This is a genomic window from Halanaeroarchaeum sp. HSR-CO (genome assembly GCF_024972755.1).
Lineage (GTDB): Archaea > Halobacteriota > Halobacteria > Halobacteriales > Halobacteriaceae > Halanaeroarchaeum.
In genome coordinates this window covers 1,051,045-1,074,672 of the sequence record NZ_CP087724.1, presented here as the reverse complement: position 1 = coordinate 1,074,672, position 23,628 = coordinate 1,051,045, and the positions used below count along the sequence as shown (strand labels likewise).

Annotated in this window: 23 protein-coding genes; 16 read left to right on the top strand and 7 right to left on the bottom strand. The window is 63.8% G+C overall.

The window, feature by feature from the left end:
* Positions 1–36 precede the first annotated feature (36 nt).
* Positions 37–1,308 carry an MFS transporter gene (locus HSRCO_RS05515; RefSeq protein ID WP_259519433.1) on the top strand — a complete coding sequence of 424 codons (1,272 nt, stop codon included), beginning with the start codon at positions 37–39 and terminating at the stop codon, positions 1,306–1,308.
* Positions 1,309–1,314: 6 nt separating this feature from the next.
* On the opposite strand, the gene HSRCO_RS05510 is transcribed toward HSRCO_RS05515, so the two are convergent.
* Positions 1,315–3,297, bottom strand: coding sequence for an AMP-binding protein (locus HSRCO_RS05510; RefSeq protein WP_259519432.1), 1,983 nt, complete (start codon positions 3,295–3,297; stop codon positions 1,315–1,317).
* A gap of 87 nt (positions 3,298–3,384) precedes the next feature.
* Here HSRCO_RS05510 and HSRCO_RS05505 point away from each other — a divergent pair, with 87 nt between their 5' ends.
* Entirely contained in the window at positions 3,385–3,942 is a 558-nt protein-coding gene (locus tag HSRCO_RS05505; RefSeq protein ID WP_259519431.1) for a GNAT family N-acetyltransferase, read from the top strand.
* Here the strand turns inward: HSRCO_RS05505 and HSRCO_RS05500 are convergent.
* Complete coding sequence (locus HSRCO_RS05500) at positions 3,939–4,382, bottom strand: metal-dependent transcriptional regulator (RefSeq protein ID WP_259519430.1); 444 nt, start codon at positions 4,380–4,382, stop codon at positions 3,939–3,941. The genes HSRCO_RS05505 and HSRCO_RS05500 overlap by 4 nt on opposite strands.
* A 163-nt stretch (positions 4,383–4,545) precedes the next feature.
* Here HSRCO_RS05500 and HSRCO_RS05495 point away from each other — a divergent pair, with 163 nt between their 5' ends.
* The 5 genes from HSRCO_RS05495 (at position 4,546) to mce (ending at position 9,150) form a co-directional block, all read left to right on the top strand.
* Complete coding sequence (locus HSRCO_RS05495) at positions 4,546–4,773, top strand: FeoA family protein (protein ID WP_259519429.1); 228 nt, start codon at positions 4,546–4,548, stop codon at positions 4,771–4,773.
* 2 nt (positions 4,774–4,775) lie between these two features.
* Positions 4,776–6,662 carry a ferrous iron transport protein B gene (gene feoB / locus HSRCO_RS05490; protein ID WP_259519428.1) on the top strand — a complete coding sequence of 629 codons (1,887 nt, stop codon included), beginning with the start codon at positions 4,776–4,778 and terminating at the stop codon, positions 6,660–6,662.
* Entirely contained in the window at positions 6,659–6,865 is a 207-nt protein-coding gene (locus tag HSRCO_RS05485) for a hypothetical protein (protein WP_259519427.1), read from the top strand. The genes feoB and HSRCO_RS05485 overlap by 4 nt, the downstream gene beginning before the upstream one ends.
* A 58-nt stretch (positions 6,866–6,923) precedes the next feature.
* Positions 6,924–8,609, top strand: a complete 1,686-nt coding sequence (locus tag HSRCO_RS05480) for a methylmalonyl-CoA mutase (protein WP_259519426.1) — start codon at positions 6,924–6,926, stop codon at positions 8,607–8,609.
* 154 nt (positions 8,610–8,763) lie between these two features.
* Complete coding sequence (gene mce, locus HSRCO_RS05475; RefSeq protein WP_259519425.1) at positions 8,764–9,150, top strand: methylmalonyl-CoA epimerase; 387 nt, start codon at positions 8,764–8,766, stop codon at positions 9,148–9,150.
* Here mce and HSRCO_RS05470 read toward each other — a convergent pair.
* Positions 9,147–9,794: an FAD-dependent oxidoreductase gene (locus HSRCO_RS05470; RefSeq protein ID WP_259519424.1), complete on the bottom strand. Its 648-nt coding sequence runs from the start codon at positions 9,792–9,794 to the stop codon at positions 9,147–9,149. The genes mce and HSRCO_RS05470 overlap by 4 nt on opposite strands.
* Before the next feature lie 268 nt (positions 9,795–10,062).
* Between HSRCO_RS05470 and HSRCO_RS05465 the strand changes: the two genes are divergently transcribed.
* From HSRCO_RS05465 to HSRCO_RS05450, 4 genes are all read left to right on the top strand, one after another.
* Positions 10,063–11,826: a 2-oxoacid:acceptor oxidoreductase subunit alpha gene (locus HSRCO_RS05465; RefSeq protein ID WP_259519423.1), complete on the top strand. Its 1,764-nt coding sequence runs from the start codon at positions 10,063–10,065 to the stop codon at positions 11,824–11,826.
* The gene (locus HSRCO_RS05460) at positions 11,823–12,689 is read left to right on the top strand and encodes a 2-oxoacid:ferredoxin oxidoreductase subunit beta (protein ID WP_259519422.1); all 867 of its coding nucleotides are present in this window, start codon (positions 11,823–11,825) and stop codon (positions 12,687–12,689) included. The genes HSRCO_RS05465 and HSRCO_RS05460 overlap by 4 nt, the downstream gene beginning before the upstream one ends.
* 123 nt (positions 12,690–12,812) lie before the next feature.
* Complete coding sequence (locus tag HSRCO_RS05455) at positions 12,813–14,183, top strand: geranylgeranyl reductase family protein (RefSeq protein WP_259519421.1); 1,371 nt, start codon at positions 12,813–12,815, stop codon at positions 14,181–14,183.
* 46 nt (positions 14,184–14,229) lie between these two features.
* Positions 14,230–15,054 (top strand): aldo/keto reductase, encoded by an 825-nt coding sequence (locus tag HSRCO_RS05450; RefSeq protein ID WP_259519420.1) that lies wholly within the window; start codon positions 14,230–14,232, stop codon positions 15,052–15,054.
* A gap of 169 nt (positions 15,055–15,223) precedes the next feature.
* Here HSRCO_RS05450 and HSRCO_RS05445 read toward each other — a convergent pair whose 3' ends face one another.
* Positions 15,224–16,195 (bottom strand): phosphoadenosine phosphosulfate reductase family protein, encoded by a 972-nt coding sequence (locus HSRCO_RS05445; protein WP_259519419.1) that lies wholly within the window; start codon positions 16,193–16,195, stop codon positions 15,224–15,226.
* Between the two features lie 44 nt (positions 16,196–16,239).
* Positions 16,240–17,244 (bottom strand): phosphate uptake regulator PhoU, encoded by a 1,005-nt coding sequence (locus tag HSRCO_RS05440; RefSeq protein ID WP_259519418.1) that lies wholly within the window; start codon positions 17,242–17,244, stop codon positions 16,240–16,242.
* A gap of 248 nt (positions 17,245–17,492) precedes the next feature.
* On the opposite strand from HSRCO_RS05440, the gene HSRCO_RS05435 reads away from it, so the two are divergent.
* The 5 genes from HSRCO_RS05435 to phoU are packed head-to-tail and all read left to right on the top strand — an operon-like array spanning position 17,493 to position 22,692.
* Positions 17,493–18,467, top strand: coding sequence for a phosphate ABC transporter substrate-binding protein PstS family protein (locus HSRCO_RS05435; RefSeq protein ID WP_259519417.1), 975 nt, complete (start codon positions 17,493–17,495; stop codon positions 18,465–18,467).
* A 54-nt stretch (positions 18,468–18,521) separates the two neighbouring features.
* Positions 18,522–19,523, top strand: a complete 1,002-nt coding sequence (pstC, locus tag HSRCO_RS05430; RefSeq protein WP_259519416.1) for a phosphate ABC transporter permease subunit PstC — start codon at positions 18,522–18,524, stop codon at positions 19,521–19,523.
* Positions 19,523–21,145 (top strand): phosphate ABC transporter permease PstA, encoded by a 1,623-nt coding sequence (gene pstA, locus HSRCO_RS05425; protein ID WP_259519415.1) that lies wholly within the window; start codon positions 19,523–19,525, stop codon positions 21,143–21,145. The genes pstC and pstA overlap by 1 nt, the downstream gene beginning before the upstream one ends.
* 18 nt (positions 21,146–21,163) lie before the next feature.
* The gene (pstB, locus tag HSRCO_RS05420) at positions 21,164–22,009 is read left to right on the top strand and encodes a phosphate ABC transporter ATP-binding protein PstB (RefSeq protein ID WP_259519414.1); all 846 of its coding nucleotides are present in this window, start codon (positions 21,164–21,166) and stop codon (positions 22,007–22,009) included.
* 2 nt (positions 22,010–22,011) lie between these two features.
* On the top strand, positions 22,012–22,692 hold the full coding sequence (phoU, locus tag HSRCO_RS05415; protein WP_259519413.1) for a phosphate signaling complex protein PhoU: 681 nt from the start codon (positions 22,012–22,014) through the stop codon (positions 22,690–22,692).
* Positions 22,693–22,749: 57 nt separating this feature from the next.
* Here phoU and HSRCO_RS05410 read toward each other — a convergent pair whose 3' ends face one another.
* Entirely contained in the window at positions 22,750–23,076 is a 327-nt protein-coding gene (locus HSRCO_RS05410; protein WP_259519412.1) for a 2Fe-2S iron-sulfur cluster-binding protein, read from the bottom strand.
* Positions 23,077–23,150: 74 nt separating this feature from the next.
* Complete coding sequence (locus HSRCO_RS05405) at positions 23,151–23,585, bottom strand: universal stress protein (protein WP_259519411.1); 435 nt, start codon at positions 23,583–23,585, stop codon at positions 23,151–23,153.
* Positions 23,586–23,628 lie beyond the last annotated feature (43 nt).

Below are 23,628 nucleotides of genomic sequence, written 5' to 3'. Positions count from 1 at the left end.
TACGAAGGGATTTTCAGCACTCTCGGAAAACTGCAGATGGTGTTGCGACATCGGCTCTCGACGCTGGACGTGTACTACGGTTGGATCGTGGCAGTCGCGGGATTCGCGGCCGCGACCGTCCTCTTCGGTCTCTCTTATTCCATCGCCGTCTTCTTCGACCCGCTCCTGGAGGCGTTCCCGGTGGGGACCGGGATGGTCTCGCTCATGTTCGGCGTCCAGACGTTCATGATCTACGGCGGTTCCGTTCCGGGCGGGACGGTCGTCGACACCATCGGCGCCCGACGATCCGCATTCCTCGCGAGCGGGCTCGTCGTCGCGGGGCTGGGCGGCGCGAGCCTCGCAGGAACCTTTATCGTCCTCCTGACATGGTACGGGGTCGTGGCCGGACTCGGGATGAGCCTGCTGTACGTCGTCGCCTACACGGCGGTCCCGCGCTGGTTCGGTCGTCACCGTGGTCTCGCGACTGGTATCGCCAGTTCGGGCCTCGGTATCGGGCTGCTTCTCATCCCGCCCCTGGCCGCCTGGCTCGTCGAACTGGTCGGCTGGCGTGGCGCGTACCGGGTGCTCGGACTCGGGGCCGGGGTGATATTGCTCGTCGCGACATCACTCATCGCCGACAGTCCGCAAGCCGTCGGGGCCGACACCGAGGCCGAGTTCCCCTACGGGCCCCCACCAGAACCGACGCGGACACCCCTCCGCGAACAGCTACACGCCGTCGGCGACGTCGCCGCATCCCGTCCGTTCGTTGCCGTCCTGGTCGGCTGGCTGTTCGTCTGGACGCCGCTGTACATCTACATGAACCACGTCGTCCGGTTCGTCTCGGAGACGGCCCTCCCGGCCGGCACGGGCGTCGCGGCCATCAGTCTCGTCGGCGTCACCACCAGCCTGGCCCGGGTCGGCGTCGGGTCGGCGTCCGATCGGTTGGGACGGGTGCACACGTTCGTCGCCTCGGGCGCCCTGGTGGCCGTGGCAGTTCCGGCGATGACCCTGGTCACCGGTCGTCTCCCCTTCTTCGCGCTGACGGTCATCTTCGGCATCGGGTACGGCGGCGCCGGTGCCCTGTTGTCCCCACTGGTCGCCGAACTGTTCGGCGGCGAGAATCTGGGCACAGTTTTCGGCCTTGCGTCGGTTTCGTTCGCCATCGGCGGTCTCACAGCCCCCGCCGCGGCCGGCCTCGCATTCGACGCCGTCGGCACGTACACGCCAGTCTTCTGGGTCGCCGGTGCCGTCGGGATGATCGGGGCCGGACTTATCTGGGTCGCGGGAAAAACCGCAGCGCATAGAAAAACAGCAGTCGCCGAGGCCTGACAGCGGTCACACGTCCCGGAGCCGGTCGATCGCCTCCGGATTCTCGATGCTGCTGGTGTCGCCGATCGCCTCGCCCGTGTAGGCGCTGGCGATGATCCGGCGAACGATCTTCCCGCTCTGGGTCTTTGGAAACGCCTCGACGAAGTGGATCTCCCGGGGGCGGAACGGCTTCCCGAGTTTCGCACCGACGTGCTCGGCCAGCGCCGACTCGAGGTGATCGCTCGGGTCGACCTCCGGTTCGAGGATGACGTACGCGACGGCCGCTTCGCCGGTCGTCTCGTCTGGCACGCCGACGACTGCGGCCTGGTTGACAGCCTCGTGGTCGATGAGGGCGCCCTCGACCTCCGCCGGACCGACCTTCCGCCCGGCGACGGTGATCGCGTCGTCCGCTCTGCCGAGCAAGAACCAGTACCCGTCCTCGTCGATCTGTGCCCAGTCCCCGTGATTCCACAGGTCGTCCCACCGGGACCAGTACGCGTCGAGATACCGCTCGTCCCCTTCCCAGAGCGAGCGAGTCATCGATGGACACGAGTCGCGGGCGACCAGATAGCCCTGTTCGTGTTCGCCCGCGATGCTCTCGCCGTGTTCGTCGACGATGTCCACGTCCATCCCGAGGCCGGGGCTGCCGACGGTCGTCGGCTTGAGCGACTGGACCGGCGACGGCATGAGAAAACAGCCGAGTATCTCCGTCCCACCGGTGATGTTGATGATGGGCGCCGAGCCACCGCCCACCTCGTCGTAGAACCAGCGCCAGGATTCGGGATCCCACGGTTCGCCAGTCGAACCCAGAATTCGAATCGAGGAGAGGTCGTGACCCTCGAGCCACTCGTCGCCCTCCTTTCGAAGGGCCCGGATGGCCGTAGGTGAGATGCCGAAGGTGGTCACGCCGTGATCGTCGATGAGCTCCCAGAAGCGGTCTGGCGCTGGATGATCCGGCGCCCCCTCGTACATGAGGACCGTGCCGCCGAAGGCGTGATTGCCGATGAGCGACCACGGCCCCATCATCCAGCCGATGTCCGACACCCAGAAGAACCGATCGAACGGTTTGTGATCGAACCCGAAGTATATCTCCTTGGCCGGTTGGACCAGCGACCCCGCGTGCGTGTGGACGATCCCCTTCGGACGGCCGGTCGTCCCCGAGGAGTAGAGCAGCATTGCCGGGTCGCTCGCGTCCATGACCGCCGTCTCGTGGTCGCCGTCGGCGCCACCGATAGCGTTCTCCCACCACTCGTCCCGGTCCCAGTCCCACGGGATGGCGTATTTCCCGGTCGCGTCGTTGCTCCCCAGGCGATCGTAGACGATCACGTGTTCCAGACCGCCCACCCCTTCGACCGCGGCGTCGGCGGTACGTTTGAGGGGGACCTCCGAGCCCCGGCGGTAGAACCCGTCGGCGGTGAACAGGACGTCGGCACCCGACTCGTCGAGTCGGGTCGCCACCGCGTCGGTGCCGAACCCGGAGAAGATGGGGACGGCGATAGCGCCCACCGAGAAGATGCCGTACAGGATGGAGACGACCTCGGGAACCATCGGCATGTAGAGCGCGACGGTGTCGCCGCGACCCACGCCCCGATGCTCCAGGGCGTTCGCGACGCGGTTCGCCGCCTCGTGGAGGTCGTGATAGGTCATCTCGCGAACCTCCCCGGGTTCCCCCTCCCAGATGGTCGCGACGTGATTTCGCGTTCCCGCGTCGACGTGAGCGTGGCGATCCACCACGTTGTGCGCGACGTTCAGGGTCCCGCCCACGTACCAGTCGGTGAACTGGGGACCCTCCGCGTCCACACGGACGGCGTCGTAGTCGTCGTAGAACTCCAGCCCGAGGTACTGGACGACCTCGTCCCAGAACCACTCGATATCCTCGCTGGCTTTCGAGACGAGGTCGTCGTAGTCCTCGATGCCCTGGGCCTGCATGAACGACCAGACGTTCGTCGACTCCACGAACGACCGATCGGGTTCGTGGACCACCTCGTCCACGTCGGCGAACGAATCCATAATGGTAACACTTGACACGAACCGCCAAAGATATTTCGGCGATCTGACGCGGGAACGCTTTTCAGTCCCCCCATCCTTCGGTCTCGTATGTACGTCCGGGAAGCGAAAAAACGAGAGGAGGTGTGGTTACTCGACCGACTCGAGGAGTTCGGTATCGACGACCCCGCGTTTCGCTCCCGAGACTACGTCATCGCGCTGGACGAGGATGCGGGCCGGAAGGTCGGTTTCGGGCGTTTCCGCGTCCACTCGACCGATCCCGAGTTCTGCGAGGTGACGGCCATCGGCGTCCTGGATGCGTGGCAGGATCGGGGCGTGGGCGCGCATATCCTCCAACGACTGGTCGAGATCGCTAACGAGCGGGGCTTCGATACGGTTTACGCGTTCACCTCGCTGGTCGGGTACCTGGAAAAGTTCGGCTTCGAGACCGTGAGCGAGGACTCGTTGCCGGGTCCACAGCGCGATCGACTCGACGCGGTCCGCAAAGTGGCCGACCCCGATGCCGTTCCCCTCAGGGTAACGGCCGAAGAATTCTCGGTTCCGCGGCGCCTTCGACATCGGTTCGAGGACGACGACTCCGAGGAGTCACCGGAGGACTTCGGTATCGACCCGGAGTCGGCGACGTACAAGTACGATACCGGTCGCTAGTCCTCGAAGAGACGCGAGCAGTGCTGGGCCTCGTGATCGTAGCAGTCGGGACACTCCGGCGGGAGATCGACGAACGAGTCCAGCCGACGAGCGATGTCGTCGCTCATCGCGTGTTCCAGTCGACAGGCCTCGTCGTGGAACCCCTCGGTCACGTCCAGTTGTTCGACGAGGAACCGTTCGATTCGACAGTGTTTGCGAAGGATACGTCGTGCGGCCTCCTCCCCTTCGGGGGTGAGCGTGGTGCCCCGTCGCTTCTCGTGCTCGACGAGGTTCCGGTCCTCGAGGTGGCCGAGACGGTCGGTCACGCTCGGCGGGGAGACACCGAGGGCGTCGGCGATGTCGCCCGTCGTCGCCGGCTCGCCGTCCCGTGCGAGCAGGTAGATCTCCTTGAGATACATCTCCACGCTCTCCGTGTACTGTTTTTCGCGCTCGTGGCTCATGGCGTCACTCGGTCCGCATCGCGGATCCGAACGGCCGTACCTACGAGTCCCGCACCAAGATAGTTGTGCCCGACGCCCGCGTTTTCAGGTTCGTGGAACTGGCGTTTCTCTTATAAGCAGCCCTCGTCCTATTGTTAGGTAGGACTAAATTAGGTGCGCCAAAATGAAAACGACATTACACGATGTCGAGCAGGGCGAGGCGTTTCGCATCGACGCCGTCGAGGACACGGAGGTGCGCGCACAGTTGCATCGGATGGGGTTCCTGGATGGTGAGGTCGAATGTCGACAGCATCTCGACGCCGGCCCCGTGATCATCTCGCGTCGCGGAACCGACCTCGCCGTCGGCGCACCCATCGCCAGGGACGTCGCGATAACGGTACCGGATCGATGACTATGGACCACGAGACTACCGAACAGGTACCCGAAGACGGGCCCCTCGTCGGTCTCGTGGGCGCCCCCAACGTGGGGAAGAGTGTGATCTTCAACGCACTCGGGAACGAGACCGTCGATGTCTCCAATTACCCCGGAACGACGGTCGAGACGACGTTAGCCGACGCCGACGGGTTCGCGCTGACCGACACCCCCGGCGTCTACGGCATCTCCTCGTTCAACGAGGAGGAACGAGTGACTCGGGACATCCTCTTCGACCTCGACGCGGTCGTCAACGTCGTCGACGCGACCCATCTGGACCGCGACCTCTTCTTGACCCTCCAGTTACTGGACATGGGTATCCCGACCGTCGTGGCGCTGAACATGATGGACGAGGCGCGCGCGGACGGTATCGAGGTCGACCCAGAGACCCTCGAAGCCCAACTCGGCGTCCCCGTCGTTCCCACCGTAGCGACCGAGGGCACCGGCATCGAAGACGTCGAGTCACGCATTCCCGAGGCGACGGCCCCCGACGAGACGGCCATCGATGCCTGGTTCGAGGAACTCCCCGCGGACCTCCCCGCGACCCGCCTGGAGAAGACCCTCCTCGTCGAGGGTGACGAAGCCACCGCTGAACGGGTACTCGGCCGGGAGAACGAGGTCGTCGCCGACGGTGGTACGACGGCCCTGGTGCCCAACGACCTTCGCGATACGATATACTCCCATCGCCGTTCCCGAATCGGCGACATCGTCGACGAATCACTCTACGAACGGCCCGGGGAGAAATCACTGGGTGACAGATTCGACGACCTCCTGTTGAATCCCCTGACCGGGACGCCCATCGCCATCGCCATCATGGGCCTGATCTACTTCCTCATCGGCGACCTGGTGGCACAGCGTCTCGTCGACGTCATCGAGGTCGAACTGTTCGGGGAGTATTACGTCCCCTTCGTGACGACCGTGGTCGGGGACATCGTCCCCGGCACGGGGCTCTGGGAACCGGTGCAATTCGTCCTGATCAACGACAACCTGGGCCTGCTCACCGTGACGGTCCAGTACATCCTCGGCGTTCTCTTACCGCTCGTCGTGTCGTTCTACCTGGCGTTGGCCGTCCTCGAGGATTCCGGGATCCTTCCCCGCCTCGCCGTCCTCACGGATCGGGGCATGTCGCGCATCGGGTTGAACGGTCGGGCGATCATCCCCATGATCGTCGGTGTCGGCTGTGTGACCATGGCGGTCATCTCGACGCGGATGATGGGGACGAAACGGCAGCGAACCATCGCCACGGCACTCCTTGGCCTCTCGATTCCCTGTTCCGCGCAGCTCGGCGTCATCCTCGGCCTCCTCGCGGGGCTCGGAATGGGCTGGTGGCTTGCCTACCTCGGCGTCATCCTCCTCGTCTTCGGTCTCGCCGGGAAAGTCCTCGATAGCGTCCTCCCGGGGACTGGACAGGGGCTGCTCACGGAACTACCACGACTCCGCCGGCCGAGCACGAATAGCGTCCTCTCGAAGACCTGGACGCGTACGAAGATGTTCCTCCGGGAGGCCGGCCCACTGTTCGCGGCAACGGCGATCGCCGTTTCCGCACTCGATTACACGGGGTCGCTCGCAACCATCGAGCGCTGGCTCGAACCGCTGGTCGGTATCGTCGGCCTGCCAGCCTCGTTCGGACAGGTGCTCATCCTGGGGCTCATCCGGCGGGACTTCGCCGCTGCGGGGATGACGGACATGGCACTGTCGGCGCCACAGGTCTTCGTCGGCCTCGTGGTCGTCACGCTGTTCGTCCCCTGCATCCTCTCGATGATGATGATCGTCAAGGAGCGCGACCTGAAGAGTGGAGTACTCATGTGGATCGGGTCGTGGGTCGTCGCGTTCACCGTCGGGGGCCTGCTCGCCCTGGTGTTACTATGAAAGTCGACTGTCCGACGTGTGGCTACGAGTTCGAGACCGCCTCGGGACTCGGCTGTCCGCGGTGTGGCGATCAGATCAGCTGTTCGTCGGTCGGCTGTAGCGAGTGTGACGCCTGCTCGACGTCCCTATCGCGGATCGGTCGGCAAATCCGCTCGCGGGTCTCCTTCGACCGGAGCGACCACGCCCCGGGCGAGGACTCGTAGCTTCGATACCGGCGTGGGAGGTCAACCATTATAGGTTCGCTGGCCGCAGGTACTGACAATGTTCGACGAGGACGACCTCGAGGCGATCCGCGAGGCCAAGGCGGACTGGGAGTCGGAGACGGTCGCACCGACCATGGAGCGCTTCGGGGAGCGCCAGGAGACGTTCACCACCGATACCGGGGGCAACGAGGTGAAGCGCCTCTACACGCCCGCCGACGTATCGGACCTCGACTACCAGGCGGATCTGGGCTTCCCCGCACAGGAACCGTACACCCGTGGCGTCTACTCCACGATGTATCGCGGACAGCTCTGGACTATGCGCCAGTACGCGGGCTTTGGCACTCCGGCGGAGACCAACGAGCGATACCAGTACCTCCTCGAGCAGGGGCAGACCGGTCTCTCGATGGCCTTCGACCTCCCGACGCAGATGGGCTACGACTCCGACGACCCAATGGCCGCTGGGGAGGTCGGGAAACAGGGGGTCGCCATCGACACGCTCGCGGACATGGAGACGGTCTTCGACGGGATTCCGCTGGACGACGTCTCCACGAGCATGACCATCAACGCCCCCGCGAGTATTCTCCTCGCGATGTACATCGCCGTCGGCGATCAGCAAGGCGTCCCCCGCGAAGAGTTGCGCGGGACCATCCAGAACGACATCCTCAAGGAGTACGTCGCGCGCAACACCTACATCTATCCGCCCGAGCCGTCGATGCGAATCATCACGGACATCTTCGAGTTCTGCGCCGAGGAGACGCCGAAGTTCAACACGATCTCCATCTCGGGCTACCACATCCGCGAGGCCGGGTCGACGGCGGCCCAGGAAGTGGCGTTCACGCTCGGGAACGGCATCGAGTACGTCCAGGCGGCCCTCGAGGCGGGTCTCGACGTCGACGAGTTCGCGCCACAGCTCTCCTTTTTCTTCAACGCCCACAACAATATCCTCGAGGAGGTCGCGAAGTTCCGGGCGGCCCGACGGCTCTGGGCGTCCATCATGGACGAGCGCTTCGATGCGAACGATCCGAAATCGAAACAGCTCAAGTTCCACACCCAGACCGCGGGGTCGACGCTCACCGCCCAGCAGATACAGAACAACGTCGTCCGGGTGGGCTACCAGGCGCTGGCCGCGGTCCTCGGCGGCACCCAGAGTCTCCACACGAACAGCTACGACGAGGCGCTCTCGCTCCCGAGCGAGGGAAGTGTCAGGACCGCACTGCGGACCCAGCAGATCCTGGCACACGAATCGGGCGCGGCGGACACCATCGACCCGCTCGCCGGCAGTTACTACGTCGAATCGCTGACAGACGACATCGAGGCCGAGGCACGGTCGTTACTCGAGGAGATCGACGATCGCGGGGGGATGCTCCCGTCGATCGAGAACCAGTGGGTCCAGCGTCAGATCCAGGACGTCGCCTACGAACGCCAGCAGGAGATAGAGAGCGGCGAGCGGATCATCGTCGGCGTCAACGAGTTCGAGGTCGACGAGGAGGACAAAGCGGTCGACCTCCAGGAGGTCGACGAGGACGACGAGCAACGAAAGGTCGACCAGCTAGCGGCCAGGAGAGCCGACCGAGACGAGGAGGCTGTGGACACAACGCTCGAGGCGCTCCGGGACGCGGCCCGTGGCGAGGAGAACCTGATGCCGTACATCGTGGATGCCGTCAAGGCGTACGCGTCCGTGGGCGAGATAGCGGGCGTCCTCCGCGACGAGTTCGGCGAGTACACGCCGGGCGCGTCGGTGTGAGGGCTAACAGGCGACACGTCGCTACCGAATCACGGCGTGTCGCACACCCGCGGGACGTGATCCGGCCGAGATCACCGCATGCCACGGGGTGGTCCGGGCATCCGTGATAAACCGTGGGACGTACCCTTATGTGAGTGCCGGCGGACCCTCGACTATGCACGTCGACCACATCGGCATCGCCGTCGAGGACGTGGACGCATTCACCGAACTGTACGCCTCGCTCTTCGATCTCCAGGTCGCTCACGAGGAGGAGTTCGACGGCTTGAGCGTCGCGTTTCTCGACGCCGATGGCGTCTACCTCGAAATACTCGAACCGCTCGAGGATGGGACGGCCATCGGAGATTTCCTGGACCGAAACGGACCGGGGATGCACCACGTCGCGTTCACCGTGGAGGACATCGAGAACGCACTCGAGAACGCTCGCGCTGCAGGCGCAGCGCTCATCGACGACGTACCACGGCCTGGCGCGTGGGGCCACACCGTCGCCTTCCTACACCCGAAATCGATGGGTGGTGTCCTCGTCGAATTCGTCGAGCACTAGCGTTCGGGCCCCGGGCCGAAGCTCTCGATTTTCGCTTCGTCGGCGTCGATACCGACGGCTTCGAGCGCGTTCGCAACCGCGGAGACGAATTCCTCGAACCCGTAGACGAACGGGGCACCGTCCACGGCGGTGACCGCTTCCTCGACAGCCCCTTCGAGGTCGTCCTCGAAGGTGACGATCGTGGCGCCACCATCGGTCAATGCCGCCATTCGGTCACGATGTATGGGATGCCCCTCCGGATAGACGATAGCGACGCCAGTTCCCTCCCGGAGAGCGCGTTCGCCGATGCCCACCGCAGGACCGATCCCCGGGCCCGCGGCGATGACCACGACGGCGTCTTCGCCTTCGTAGTAGTGATCGCCATAGGGACCACTCACCGTCACCGTATCTCCCGGTTCCCGGTCGGCCAGCCACGGCGCGAGCGATCCTGCCGGATCGACCGACACGGTGACCTCGAACGTCTCCTCGACATCCGGCGAGGAGAGCGTGTAAAAGCGCTGAACGACTTCGTCGTCGATGGTCGCAGAGAGGCGGACGAACTGTCCGGGCGCCCCGTCGAACTGGGCGGGCGTCTCGAAGGTGATGGCCACCGCGTCGGCGCCCGCCGACTCGACGGAACGAACCGGAACCGCAACGTCTTCCATGGCGACGGCTTCGGTCCCGACCCACAAAGGCAGTTCCCCGCCGGCGAGCACGGCCGGGACACGTACCCAGCCCGCGCTAATCCAGACCGACAATCGCACAAATCATCGACGTCGGACGCATACAGTAGCAGTGTACCCGTCGATGGGAGCCCTCAGTGGACACACGTCCAGCTCTTGGAACTAGCGGCAACAATCGCCAAACCCCGAGAATCCGGCGTGTCGTGTGTTTAGAAGGCTTTTTGCGCGTTCCCGTGTAAGGCCGAGACACATGCACGAGGACCTGAACTGGGCCATCGGCGGCGAAGCCGGCGATGGAATCGATTCGACGGGGAAGATCTTCGCCCGCGCACTCGCACGATCCGGGCGACACGTCTTCACGTCGAAGGACTTCGCATCGCGAATTCGCGGTGGGTATACGGCATACAAACTCCGGACGAGCGTCGACGAAGTTCAGTCGGTCGTCGACCGTCTGGACATCCTCATCGCGTTGACCGAACGAACCGTCGAGGAGAACCTCGACGAACTACACGACGACAGTGTCATCATCTACGATGGCGAGCAGGCCGGGATGTCGAACTTCGAGGCACCCGAGGGGATGACGGGGCTGTCAGTTCCCCTCTCCGACCTCGCCGAAGAGGCCGGCGGCGCCATCATGCGAAACGTCGTCGCCCTCGGTGCCGTCTGTGAGGTCGCCGGCTTCGACGTCGAGTTCCTGGACGAGGCACTCGAGAAGCGATTCGGCGACAAAGGCTCGAGTATCGTCGAGAACAACAAGAAAGCCGCCCGTCTCGGCGCCGAGTTCGTCGCCGAGGAGTTCGAGGAGACCTTCCCGTACGACCTCGAGACGACTGACAACGATTACCTCCTGCTCAACGGCGACGAGGCGATCGGTCTCGGCGCCATCGCCGGGGGCTGTCGCTTCTACGCCGGCTACCCCATCACGCCGGCGACGAACGTCATGGAGTACCTGGTGGGCCGCATCGAGAAATTCGGCGGCCACGTCGTCCAGGCGGAGGACGAACTGGCGGCGGTCAACATGGCTCTCGGTGGGGCCCGCGCCGGTGCGCGCTCGATGACCGCGACGTCCGGCCCCGGTATCGACCTGATGTCGGAGGCGTTCGGCCTCGTCGCACAGAGCGAGACGCCACTGGTCATCGCCAACGTCATGCGCTCTGGCCCCTCCACCGGGATGCCGACCAAACAGGAGCAGGGCGACCTCAACATGATGCTCTACGGTGGCCACGGCGAGATTCCACGTTTCGTCATCACGCCGACCACCATCGCCGACACGTTCCACAAGACCGTCGAGGCGTTCAACCTCGCCGAGAAGTATCAGATCCCGGTCTACCTGTCCATCGATCTGGCGATGGCCGTCACCGAACAGACGGTCGACCCAGACGAGTTCGACATCGACGCCATCGAGATCGATCGCGGCAACTTCGTCCGCGAGGACGAGGTCGAACAGTGGCAGGACGACCAGGGCCGCTTCCAGCCCCACCTTCCGACCGAGGACGGCATCAGTCCGCGGACCGTTCCGGGGACGGAAGGCGGCATCCACATGAGCACGGGCCTGGAACACAACGAACTCGGACGGCGGACAGAGGACGTCGACGACCGCGTCGAACAGGTCGACAAACGCGAACGCAAAGTCGAGACCGCCCGCGAGCGAGAGGACTTCAGCCCCCGCGAGTTCGGTGACCCGGACGCCGACACACTGGTCATCGGCTGGGGGTCGACCGAGGGCGCCATGATCGAAGCCCTCGATTTCCTCGCCGAAGACGACATCTCGGTCCGGTACCTCTCGGTGCCGTACATCTACCCCCGTCCCGATCTCACCGAGGCCGTCCAGGAGGCGGAGACGGTCATCGTCGCCGAGGCCAACGCGACCGGCCAGTTCGCCGATATCGTCGAACACGACGTTCTCGAGCGGGTCGACCGCATCAACAAGTACACCGGCGTCCGCTTCAAGGCGGACGAACTCGCCGAGGAGATCAAAGATATCCTCTCGGAGCCCTCTGAAGTGATAGCATGAGCACCGACGTCAACTTCACCGAATTCAAATCAGACGAACAGCCGACCTGGTGTCCGGGCTGTGGTGACTTCGGCACCATGAACGGCATCATGCGGGCGCTCGCGAACAAGGGCACCCCGCCGAAGGATACGTTCGTCGCCGCAGGTATCGGCTGTTCCGGTAAGATCGGCACGTACATGCGAGCGTATGCACTCCACGGCGTGCACGGTCGCGCCCTCCCGGTCGCCACCGGCGTCAAACTGGCGAACCCGGACCTCGAGGTCATCGCCGCTGGCGGTGACGGGGACGGGTACTCCATCGGGACGAACCACTTCATCCACGCGGTCCGTCGGAACGTCAACGTCACCTACGTGGTGATGGACAACCGCATCTACGGGCTCACCAAGGGCCAGGCGTCGCCGACCTCTCACGAGGACTTCGAGACGGGGACGACACCCGAGGGACCGAAACAACCCCCGGTCAACCCGCTCGCTCTCGCCCTGGCGGCCGGCGGGACCTTCATCGCCCAGTCCTTTTCCTCGGACGCCCGGCGCCACGTCGAGATCCTGGAACAAGCCATGGAACACGACGGGTTCTCACTGGTCAACACCTTCAGCCCGTGTGTGACGTTCAACGACGTCGACACGTACGACTACTACAAGGACGCCATCGTCGACCTCGCGGACGACGAGGACTTCGATCGAACCGACTACGACCAGGCCAAAGAGAAGATTCTGGACCGGGACGCGGAGTACATCGGTGTCCTCTACGAGGACGAGGACCGTCCCTCCTACGCGCAGGCACACGACGTCAGCGGTGATATGTCCCGACTCGACGAGACGCCGCCAGATGGCGTCAAGGACCTCGTCGACGAGTTCTACTGAGTCGCGTCCCGCTGATTTTTTCGTCGTGTCAACTGGGGAATTCGACCTGCCGGATTGTGTTCCGTGGACGAGGGCACATCGTCCCGCGACCTTTTTGGTGGCGTACCCGATATGGTGTACAAGATGACCACGGAATCCCACGACGTGGTCGTCGTCGGCGGGGGAACGGCTGGTGCCTTCGCCGCGGCGACCGTGGCCGACGCCGGCCTCGACGTCGTGCTGCTGGAACGCAAACCCGAGGAGGACGCCGGCGACATCGCCTGCGGCGATGCGATCAAGGGCAAGAGCACCTTCCCCGACGTGATCGACCGGGAGTACCTCCGCGACGAAGCGTTCACGAACGAGAACGTCCGCAAAGCCCGCTTCGAGAACCCGCAGAACGGCGAGGTCCTCGACATCCCCTTCGAGGAACCGGGCGCCGTCGTCGACCGGAAACGGTACGGCGAGGTCCTCATCGAGGAGGCCGACCGCGTCGGTACCGACATCCACTTCGAGACGGTCGTCCAGGACGTCCTGCAAAGAGACGGGCGGGTGACCGGAGTGACGGGGATGCGAAACGGTGACCCCGTGACCTACGAAGCCGACGTCGTCATCGACGCTGCCGGAGCCCTGTCCATCCTGCAGGACAAGGCCGACCTCGACGAGGCAACCTTCGACACCAACGTTCATTTCGAGCAGTACTGCTCGGCCTACAGGGAGATCATCGCAGTCGAGGAACCGGTCGACTACGAGGACGCCATCGTCTTCATGCCGACCGAAGAACTGGGCTACCTCTGGTACTTCCCCCGGGACGCCACCACCATCAACGCGGGGCTCGGTTTCCAGATGGACCAGGAACCGATGGCCCTGGTTGACGTGCTCAAAGACGACCTTGAGCAGCGGCCCGAGTTCGAGAACGCACGGGTCGTCGACAAACGTGGGGCGGCACTCCCGACCCGGCGGGTGTACGATTCGGCGGTCGCCCCCGGCTTCATGGCCGTCGGCGACGCGGCGGCCCACGTCAATCCGGCGACGGGCGGCGGCATCCCGGGCGCGGCGAAGGCCGGCCACTGGGCCGCTCTCGAGGCCATCGACGCCGTCGAGACCGGCGACGCGAGCGAGGACGCCCTCTGGGGATACAACCAGAAAGTCATGGAGGACTTCGGCAAGCGCTTCGCGGCTATCGACGCCTACAACATCTGGGCGACGGGCCAGGAGGTCGACGAACTGACCAGTATCATCACGGCGATGCCCGGACAGGCCCTCATCGACGCTCTCGCACAGGGAGGCACGTCGTCGATGGGACTGTCGATGAGACTCAAGACGCTCGTCGGCACCTTCGGTCACTGGGGGACACTCGCCAGTCTCTACCGGGTCCACCAGAAAGCCACCGAACTGAAGTCCGTGTACGACGACTACCCGAGCGATACGTCCGGATTCGAGGCCTGGCGAGACCGACGCGACGCCGTCCTCGAGGACGTCTACGAGATCAGCGGCGCCGACCCCAAGTACTGACCGGGACCCTAATCGCTTTTCCGCACGGAGGTACACTTCGATATCGATGACTCGCGATGCAGCCCGGACAGCGATGGGTGGTTCCGTCCCCACCCCCGGAATCGGCACCTGGCAGAACACCGACCCACAGGCCTGTGCGACTGCGATCGAGACGGCCGTCGAAATGGGGTATCGCCACGTCGACACCGCACAGGCCTACGGCAACGAGGCCGACGTCGGGCGCGGTATCGCTGCCGCTGACGTCGACCGCGACGACGTCTTCCTCGCCACCAAGGTCTGGATCGACAACCTCGCGTACGACGACGTCATCGAATCGACCCACGAGAGCCTCGAGAAGTTGGACGTCGAGTACCTCGATCTGCTCTACGTCCACTGGCCGGCGGGAGCCTACGACCCCGCGGAGACGCTCCCCGCGTTCCAGGCCCTCCACGACGAGGGGCTGATCGACCGCATCGGGGTGAGCAACTTCGAACCGCGCCATCTGGACCGTGCCCGGTCGATTCTCGATGCCCCCATCGCGGCGAATCAGGTCGAGATGCACCCCCTGCTCCAGCAATCGACCCTCCGCGAGTATGCCGCCGCACACGACATCGAACTGGTCGCCTATTCACCACTCGCACGGGGTGCCGTCTTCGACGTCCCGGCGATCCAGCGGGTGGCCGGGAGACACGACGTGAGCGAGGCGCAGGTCAGTCTGGCGTGGCTTCACGAGAAGGGGGCCGTCTCCATTCCGAAGGCGACCGGCGAGGACCATATCCGCGATAACTGGGAGAGTCGAGACCTCGAACTGACCGAGGCCGATATCGAGACCATCGACGGTATCGACCGCCAGGAGCGACAGGTCGACCCGGACTTCGGCCCCTGGAACTGACCGAACCGGGACCGAGTCACTGCAATCTTTCGATTGAATAGATCGGGAGGTCTATCGGCTCAATGGCTGGGACGAGAAGAACGGTCGGCCGTATCGCCAGACGCTCGCGTCCGTCGGACTCGACGCGGTCGCGACCGAGCTCTGGGCCTGAGTCGGCCCAGTCCCGGCCTTACATGTAGCCCAGGTCGCGGAGCCGTTCCATCAGATCCTCTTTGTCCTGTGCACGGCCAGCCCGCTCGACGGTGTCCTCGAGGTCCTGGAGCCAGGCCGGTTCTTCGTCGGCCTTCTCCGTGCTGATCTCGCTGCCGAGCGAGCGGAAGCCCTCGAAGTACTTCGGCGAGATGGGGATGGCCTCGTGCGTGAGGCCGTTCGGCAGGTCGTCGTAGCTCTGGGGGACGTAGCCCTCGTCGGGGAACTCGGGGACCGTCTCCGGGACGACGTAGTGCCAGAAGACGTCCCAAACGTCGCGCTCGGTGAACTGAAGGATGGGCTGGATGCGGTCGTGCGGCGGATAGATGTCCGGGTCGTGACGCGGGCTGAAGAACGTCTCGTCCGCCCTGGCTTCCTGTTCGTCCCAGCGAACCCCGGAGATGACGCCGTCGATGTCGTACTCCTCGAGGGCGTCGTTCAGCGCGACGGTCTTCAGGAGGTGGTTGCCGACGTACGTGTCCAGGAGGAAGGGGAACGTCTCCTCCTCGTACTCGAGAATGTTCCGCACGTGGTGCTGGTTGTGCTCCGACAGCGCGTCGATGGGGATGTCGTCACCCGGTTCGAGGTCCTTTTCGTCCACGTAATTGCCCACATCCTCGTTACGGGCGTAGATGACCTCGAGCGCCCACTCGTCTGCCCAGCGCTCGACGAACCCCATCAACTCGTCGAAGTGTTGGAAGTGGTCGATGAAGACCGCGGGCGGTTTCTCGAGGTCGAACTTGCGGGCGACCTCGTTGACGAAGTACAACGTCAGGGTGGAGTCCTTCCCTCCGGTCCACATCACGGCGGGTCGTTCGTACTCCTCGAGACCGCGGTGGGTCACGTCGATGGCCTTCTCGATCTTTGCTTCGAGATCCGGGAAATCGTCCGGTTCCTGCCCTTCACCGTCGGTATAGTCGACGTCGACGTACTCGGGAAAGCCCTCTCGCATGGATAGCCGAACGGGGTTTCGTCGGATAAAGACGACGGTATCGGTCACGGATTGGGCGTCGGCGCCGCCTTCTGTAAGGCCGTCTCCGCGATGTTGCCGCCGTAGTCCGCGCTCCGCGAGAGGGAGTCGACCACCAGACCGATCCGCTGTGCTTGCCGCGGGTCGAGATCGCGAAGCTGTTCGTCGATCGAGCGCGCGGTCGCGTCGATGTCCGCGACTCGACGACGAGTCTCGTTGGCCAGCTCCGTTGCGCGATCCGGATCGTCCGTGAACAGCGCGTCCATGGCCGTATCGACGATGTCCGATGCTTCGGCGAGCAGAGCGTCGAGGTCGGCACCCACCGCTTCGGACACCGCCTCGTCCATCTCGAGGGTGACGTGGCTGATCTTCGCCGCGTGGTCGGCGATACGTTCGAGCTGACGAGCGCTCGAGTGATAGTCGAACGCTTCCTCCCTGGAGAGGCCGACTTCCTGGGCGACCTTCGGCGACCGGAGGGCGCTCCGGAAGATGCGGGAGACGACGTACCAGAGACGATCGACGTCGTCGTCGCGCTCGATGACGTCCTCGGCGAGATGAGTATCGGCCGTCCTGAGCCCGTCGATGGCGTCCTGGAGCATCGACAGCGAGATCAAGCGCATCCGTCTGACGGCGTTGTGAACGGAGAGTTCCGACGAATCGAGGAGGTCCTGGACGACGACCCGCTCGGCCGTCTCCTCCAGGATCTCGATGCCTACCAACCGCTGGGTCGCGTGACGGATTACCCGTCGCTGCCCGGATTCGATCCGGTCAGCAGAGAGCGTGATGACGTCGAAGCCACTCACGTACATCGTCATCAGCGCGCGCATGAGTTCGTCCTCTTCCAGACCGGTGATATCGAGCGATCCCTCGTCCACCTCGCCGCCGGGGGATGGTGTGAGTAGCAACGATCCACTGTCCGCGAGGAATCCGATCTCGTCGCCTGCGGAGAGGTCTTGCTCTCGCGCCCACCCCTTCGGGATCGAGACGGTGAACGTCGAACCACCCGTAACCTGCACCTTTCGACGGTCCATACCCGGTGAAGAAGCGCAGCGAATATAGTTTTATGCATCATCTATATAGATTTCCTATGACCTCCTGGATGAGAGGTCGCCACAGAAAATCGTTCTATCGGGCACGCTGAAGCGGCCGCGCTGAAGTCGTATCTATCAGCCTACAGGTGAACGGTGCCGACCGATCGAACGGCGATCGACGGTCAATATTGATATCTATATAGATATCATAGCAGGGTATTTATCCGAACCTGTATTCGAATCAGTTGATGACAGGAACCGGTACTCGGCGCATGTCCCGACGACAGTTCGTAACAACCACGGGTCTCGCGGGAGCGGTCGCACTGGCGGGGTGTACCTCCAGTGAGGAGCCGGGTTCGGACGACGGCCTCTCGGGAGACATCCGTATCTCGGGGAGTAGTACGGTCTACCCGGTCGCCCAGGAGATGTCCCGGCGGTTCGCTCAACAGAACGAGAATGTCAACTTCGACATCACCCGCGATGGCAGCAGCGGTGGATTCGAGAACGTCTTCATCCCGGGCGACAGCGACATCAACAACGCGAGTCGCTCCATCACCGAATCGGAGATCCAGGCGTGCAAGGACAACGGATTCGACCCCGCCGAGTTCTTCGTCGCGCAGGACGCGCTCACCATCGTCGTCAACAACGAGAACGACTGGATCGACTCGATTAGCCTCGAGGAACTGGGCGAGGTCTGGTCGCCGGATACCAAACCGGAGCTGTGGTCGGACGTCAACGACGACTGGCCCGACGAACCGTTCGACCTCTATGGACCTGCGACGACCTCCGGCACCTTCGATTACTTCACGGAGGCCGTGACCGGTGAAGCGGGCAAGATTCGATCCGACTTCGAGGGGACCGAAGAGGACGACCTGATCGCCCAGGGTGTCGAGGGCAGCGAGTACGCGATGGGCTATCTCCCATTCGCCTACTACACCAACAACCCCGACGACGTCAAAGCGCTCTCGTTGATCGAAGACGGTTCCGACCCCGTCGAACCAAGCCTGGAGGGTGCACAGAGCGGCAACTACCCGCTCGCGCGTCCCCTGTACTTCTACGCGAACAGCGAGAAACTCCAGGAGAAAGCACACCTCGAGGCGTTCGTCCGATTCTACGTCAATTCGGCAGCCGAAGACTTCGTCGCCGACGAGATCGGCTACGTGCCGAGTTCCCAGGAGATGGTCGACGAGAACCTCGCGACGCTAAACGAGTACGTGGACTGACCGGTCGGATTTCGCTGTCTATATTGGTATGAACTCGCTTTCACCAAATAACAGATGAGTGGGACCCCACAGACAGACACGATATCGCTCTCGCGCGAGGATTTCGTGATACGTAAAGAGCGGCTCTATCGGCGGTTATTTGCCACGAGCGCGCTCCTTACGATACTGGTGACCGTCGGCATCGTCCTGTCGCTGTCGGGTCGCGCCATCACGTTCTTCCTCGAAGTATCCCCGGTCGCCTTTTTCACGGGAACGACGTGGAGTCCAATCATCGAGGGCTCATACGGAGTGCTCCCACTCGTGAGTGGGACGCTCCTCGTGACCATCTTCTCCGCCCTCATCGCCCTGCCCGTCGGACTCGCAGCCGCCATCTACCTCAGCGAGTACGCGAGCGACCGGGCCCGCTCGTACCTCAAACCCGCCCTCGAGATCCTCGCCGGCGTTCCGACCGTCATCTACGGGTACATGGCCCTCGTCTACATCACCCCGGCCATCAGGGAGGTCCTCCCGATATCCATCCCCATCATCCCGCCCGGCATCGGGTTCCTCCCCGAATTCACCCTCTATATGCCCGAGCTCCGGACGTTCAACGTGCTGTCGGCGAGTATCGTCGTCGGCATCATGATCATCCCGATGGTCTCCTCGATCAGCGAGGACGCCCTGAACGCCGTGCCGGACAGTCTCCGACAGGCCGGCTACGGTCTCGGGTCGACGAAGTTCGACGTCTCAACGAAGGTCGTCGTCCCCGCCGCGACCTCCGGTATCGTCTCCTCGTACGTCCTCGCGATTTCCCGGGCCATCGGTGAGACGATGGCCGTGACCATGGCGATGGGGATGAGCCCGAAGATGCCGTACTTCCCGAACGTCCTCCGGAACCTCGCCGAGTCCGGCCAGACCATCACCGCCGCGATGGTCCAGATCGCCCAGGCCGACTCGCTGGGCGGCGTCACTTACGAGGCGATGTTCGCCCTCGGCATGACGCTGTTCGCCATCACGCTCCTCATGAACGTCCTCGCAGAAGTCGTCCGACAGCACTTCAGGGAGGCGTACGAGTGATGGCGGCACCTGCCGAAGAAACCGCGGATTTCACTGGCGATGCCGCCCTCCGTCTCGCCAAGCTCAAAGGACGACTGTTCGAAGTCGGACTCGTCGCGGCGACACTTATCGGAATCCTCTCGCTTCTGATCCTATTCGTCCAGATTTCCATCGACGCTATCGGCCCATTCGCCGCCTCTCCACAGTGGTATCTCATCTACCTCGGAACGCTGCTCGCCCCGACCGCAGCGTACACACTGTACATCCGCGAACAGCCGGCGGCCAGGGACGCGAACGGGCGGGCGTTCGCCGCGGCCGTCGGTGGCCTGGTGCTCGCCCTCACGGCGTTCGTGGTCATCGACGCCCTGAGCCCCTACGACGTCCTCATTTACGCATTGTTCGCCGCGGTTCCACCGATCGCGGTCTGGACGGCCGGACGACGGGTCGAGCGTTCGACGTACATCGGGCCAGCGATTCCGGTATCCATCGTTGTCGGACTCGTCGTCGCGGCGGTGACATACGGTGTGATCCGGCCGATGGTTGGGATCCTCGCGACGTGGATCGCGTACGTTATCGTCATCTCGGTACCCGTTTCGGCTATCCTGGGCGTCCTCGTCGCACGACGGTTCTCGCGTCGCCGGGGGCTGCTCGGTGGAACAGTGGTACTGAGTGGTGCACTGTTCATCGCCATCGGCGGTATCTTCACCAATACGCCTCCGTCGTTCTGGATCGTGCTGTACTCCCTGACCGGTGTCCCCGTCGCGTACGTCGTCCTGGACCAACTGACGGTTCGTCGAGAGGGACGGATCGGTATCGCCGGTCCGTTCGTCGTCCTCGGCGGTATCCTGGCCGGCGCGTCTCTCGAACGCGAATTCGCCATCCAGGGCCTGGAGGGATATCTCACGCCCACGCTCCTGTTGAACTCGTGGGACGGGCTGACTGCCTCGAACGCCGGCGTCTACCCACAGATCGTCGGGTCGATCATCATCGTCGGATTCATGGGCCTCATGGCGTTTCCCGTCGGGACCGGTGCCGCCATCTACTTAGAGGAGTACGCGCCGTCGTCCGGTCTCGGCGGCTGGCTCACCACCATCCTCGAAGTCAACATCTCGAACCTCGCCGGTGTCCCGTCGGTGGTCTACGGCCTGCTCGGTCTGGCCCTGTTCCGGAACGCACTCGGGTTCGGCCCAGGACTCGTCGTCTCCGCGGCGGCAACCCTCGGGCTGTTGATCCTCCCGATCGTCGTGGTCTCCGCACAGGAGGCCATCCGCTCGGTCCCTGGATCCCTGCGGCAGGCGTCGTACGGGATGGGGGCGAGTCGGTGGCAGACGCTCCGAGAGGTCGTCATCCCGGAGGCGATTCCGGGCATCCTCACCGGGACCATCCTCGCGCTGGGACGCGCCATCGGTGAGACGGCACCCCTCGTCATCATCGCCGTCGCGACGACGACCTACTCGGCGCCGACGGGGCTACTGGATGGGGCGACCGCACTACCACTGCAGATCTTCGCCTCCGCATCGAATGCCAAACCGGAGTTCCGGACCGGGGTCGTCGCAGCCACGGCCGTGGTCCTGCTCGCGCTGATGTTGACGATGAACGCCATCGCCATCGTCATGCGGAACCGATATGAAAGCGAACACTGAATCCAAGGACAACGAACAATGAGCGAACAGGACGGGTCCCCGGACCCCACGTCGAATACCTCGGTACAGTCCCCGACGGTCTCGAGCGAAGCTGGACGCACCGAACGACCGGATCGGACGGTCATCGAGTCCAGGAATCTCGACGTCTACTACGGGGATGAACAGGCCCTGCAGAGCGTCGATCTCGAGATCCCCGAACAGAAGGTCACAGCTATCATCGGCCCGTCGGGGTGTGGGAAGTCGACGTTCCTTCGGAGCATCAACCGGATGAACGACCTGATCGACGCCGCACGGGTCGAGGGCGAGTTGTTCCTCCACGGAAAGAACGTCTACGAGGACGACGTCGACCCGGTCGCGCTGCGACGACAGGTCGGGATGGTCTTCCAGAAGCCGAACCCGTTCCCGAAAAGCATCTACGAGAACGTCGCGTACGGACTCGAGATCCAGGGCAAAGAGGGCGATTACGACGACATCGTCGAGACTGCCCTCCGACGGGCGGCCCTCTGGGAGGAAGTCGAGGACCAACTCGACCAAAGTGGTCTCGACCTCTCCGGCGGTCAACAACAGCGGCTGTGCATTGCTCGCGCCATCGCGGTCGATCCCGAGGTCATCCTGATGGACGAACCGGCCTCGGCACTCGATCCGGTCGCCACGAGTCAGATCGAAGACCTCATCGAGGAACTCGCCGAGGATTACACGGTCGTCATCGTCACGCACAACATGCAACAGGCCGCACGCATCAGTGACAAGACGGCGGTCTTCCTCACGGGCGGGGAACTCGTCGAGTTCGACGACACCGACAAGATTTTCGAGAACCCCGAGAGCCAACGCGTCGAAGATTACATCACCGGGAAATTCGGATAACAATGGCACGGAAGAGCTATCAGGACCAGCTGGACGAACTGCACAACGACGTCCTCTACATGAGCGAGGTCGTCATCGACCGCCTCAGGATGGCCCTCAACGCCATGGAGCAAAAGGACCGCGAACAGGCGAGGACGGTCATCGAAGGGGACGACGAGATCAACGAACTCTATCTCGAACTGGAGGGCGACTGCGTCAACCTGCTGGCACTCCAGCAGCCGGTCGCCAGCGACCTTCGTTTCATCGCCGCGACGTTCAAGATCATCACCGACCTCGAACGCATCGGCGACCTCGCCGTGAACCTGGCCGACTACACCCTCGACGCGGAACGGGACATGTTCCCTGAGGTCGACATCCAGTCCATCGGCACCGTGGTCCTCGAGATGGTCGAGGACGCGATGATCGCCTACGACGAAGAGGACCCCGAACAGTGCTTCGATCTCGCCGAGCGGGACGACGACCTCGACGAGCAGTGCCGGGTGGCCTCCGAGTCGGTCGTCCGGGACCTCATCGAACACGAGATAGCAGGTGACACCAGCGAGGAGGAGATCGAACGGTTGATGGCCGACGTCTCACGGCTTCTGCTCACGGTCCGCGACCTGGAACGCGTCGGGGATCACGCGGTGAACATCGCCGCCCGGACGCTCTACATGGTCGAGAACGACGACGCGCTCATCTACTGATCTGCATTCGGTCCGACCGTCGAATCACGCTGTTCTGCAAGCCTAAGCGAACCCGCCTCAATCGTCCGCTGCCGCCGTGTTCCCGGCGGTCGCGTCCGTTTCGATACTCGGGGGATACTTTCCCCGTTCGAGCTCGAGATCGCTCTCTGGACGGGCCATACAGGTCAACGCGTAGTCCTCGGCTTCTTCGTCGGTGAGCCCTCGAGCGGCTGGCTGTGTGACGTCGCCGTCGACTATCTCCGCACTGCAGGCCAGACACATGCCAACCCGACAGGAGTACTCCTGAGCGACGCCCTCCCGGATCGCAGCGGTGAGTATCGTCTCGGTCTCGGAGACCTCGATCGTCTCGCCGGTCCCCACGAACTCGACCGTGTGCTCTGTCATGCACCCGGATAGAACGACCGATACTAAAACTCTTGTTCCACGGCGTCGGCGAGGATCCACGCCACCAGACCGGTTCAGACGGTGTGGACCGGGACGTCGAGACTCCCGATGAGCCGCTGGGTCAAACTACCGAACAGTGGCTTGTCGGGGTCCGAACGGCCACGCTTCCCGACGACCAGCAAGTCGATGCTCTCGTCGTCGATGTACTCCCGGATCTCGTCCTCGGGAATCCCCGACCGGATCTCGGTGACGTAGTCTACACCGGCATCGACGGCCAGGACCTTGACGTCGTCGGTGTACTCCTGGCCTTTCTTCTCGAGGCGGCCACGGGTCTCGCTGATGTCCGACGGCGTTGCGACGAACGCCGCATCGCCCATGTCCATCACGTAGAGCGCGTGGACGGTCCCCCCGTACTGGGTCGCGAGATCGACTGCGTGTTCGGCCGCCCGGAGGGCGGCATCGCTACCGTCCGTCGGAACCAGGATCTGGTCGTAGGAATGTTCCACCATACATCCAACATGTTTCGGATATATTATATAGATTGTGGCAAAT

What these genes read in the sequence shown, in the direction of transcription:
- HSRCO_RS05440 (WP_259519418.1), bottom strand. Translation starts at nt 17,244, where the DNA reads ATGGACCGTCGAAAGGTGCAGGTTACGGGTGGTTCGACGTTCACCGTC.
- HSRCO_RS05435 (WP_259519417.1), top strand. Translation starts at nt 17,493, where the DNA reads ATGACAGGAACCGGTACTCGGCGCATGTCCCGACGACAGTTCGTAACA.
- mce (WP_259519425.1), top strand. Translation starts at nt 8,764, where the DNA reads ATGCACGTCGACCACATCGGCATCGCCGTCGAGGACGTGGACGCATTC.
- HSRCO_RS05470 (WP_259519424.1), bottom strand. Translation starts at nt 9,794, where the DNA reads ATGGAAGACGTTGCGGTTCCGGTTCGTTCCGTCGAGTCGGCGGGCGCC.
- HSRCO_RS05410 (WP_259519412.1), bottom strand. Translation starts at nt 23,076, where the DNA reads ATGACAGAGCACACGGTCGAGTTCGTGGGGACCGGCGAGACGATCGAG.
- HSRCO_RS05445 (WP_259519419.1), bottom strand. Translation starts at nt 16,195, where the DNA reads ATGCGAGAGGGCTTTCCCGAGTACGTCGACGTCGACTATACCGACGGT.
- HSRCO_RS05460 (WP_259519422.1), top strand. Translation starts at nt 11,823, where the DNA reads ATGAGCACCGACGTCAACTTCACCGAATTCAAATCAGACGAACAGCCG.
- HSRCO_RS05450 (WP_259519420.1), top strand. Translation starts at nt 14,230, where the DNA reads ATGACTCGCGATGCAGCCCGGACAGCGATGGGTGGTTCCGTCCCCACC.
- feoB (WP_259519428.1), top strand. Translation starts at nt 4,776, where the DNA reads ATGGACCACGAGACTACCGAACAGGTACCCGAAGACGGGCCCCTCGTC.
- HSRCO_RS05465 (WP_259519423.1), top strand. Translation starts at nt 10,063, where the DNA reads ATGCACGAGGACCTGAACTGGGCCATCGGCGGCGAAGCCGGCGATGGA.
- HSRCO_RS05505 (WP_259519431.1), top strand. Translation starts at nt 3,385, where the DNA reads ATGTACGTCCGGGAAGCGAAAAAACGAGAGGAGGTGTGGTTACTCGAC.
- HSRCO_RS05515 (WP_259519433.1), top strand. Translation starts at nt 37, where the DNA reads ATGGTGTTGCGACATCGGCTCTCGACGCTGGACGTGTACTACGGTTGG.
- pstA (WP_259519415.1), top strand. Translation starts at nt 19,523, where the DNA reads ATGGCGGCACCTGCCGAAGAAACCGCGGATTTCACTGGCGATGCCGCC.
- HSRCO_RS05480 (WP_259519426.1), top strand. Translation starts at nt 6,924, where the DNA reads ATGTTCGACGAGGACGACCTCGAGGCGATCCGCGAGGCCAAGGCGGAC.
- HSRCO_RS05455 (WP_259519421.1), top strand. Translation starts at nt 12,813, where the DNA reads ATGACCACGGAATCCCACGACGTGGTCGTCGTCGGCGGGGGAACGGCT.
- HSRCO_RS05500 (WP_259519430.1), bottom strand. Translation starts at nt 4,382, where the DNA reads ATGAGCCACGAGCGCGAAAAACAGTACACGGAGAGCGTGGAGATGTAT.
- phoU (WP_259519413.1), top strand. Translation starts at nt 22,012, where the DNA reads ATGGCACGGAAGAGCTATCAGGACCAGCTGGACGAACTGCACAACGAC.
- HSRCO_RS05495 (WP_259519429.1), top strand. Translation starts at nt 4,546, where the DNA reads ATGAAAACGACATTACACGATGTCGAGCAGGGCGAGGCGTTTCGCATC.
- HSRCO_RS05405 (WP_259519411.1), bottom strand. Translation starts at nt 23,585, where the DNA reads ATGGTGGAACATTCCTACGACCAGATCCTGGTTCCGACGGACGGTAGC.
- HSRCO_RS05485 (WP_259519427.1), top strand. Translation starts at nt 6,659, where the DNA reads ATGAAAGTCGACTGTCCGACGTGTGGCTACGAGTTCGAGACCGCCTCG.
- pstB (WP_259519414.1), top strand. Translation starts at nt 21,164, where the DNA reads ATGAGCGAACAGGACGGGTCCCCGGACCCCACGTCGAATACCTCGGTA.
- pstC (WP_259519416.1), top strand. Translation starts at nt 18,522, where the DNA reads ATGAGTGGGACCCCACAGACAGACACGATATCGCTCTCGCGCGAGGAT.
- HSRCO_RS05510 (WP_259519432.1), bottom strand. Translation starts at nt 3,297, where the DNA reads ATGGATTCGTTCGCCGACGTGGACGAGGTGGTCCACGAACCCGATCGG.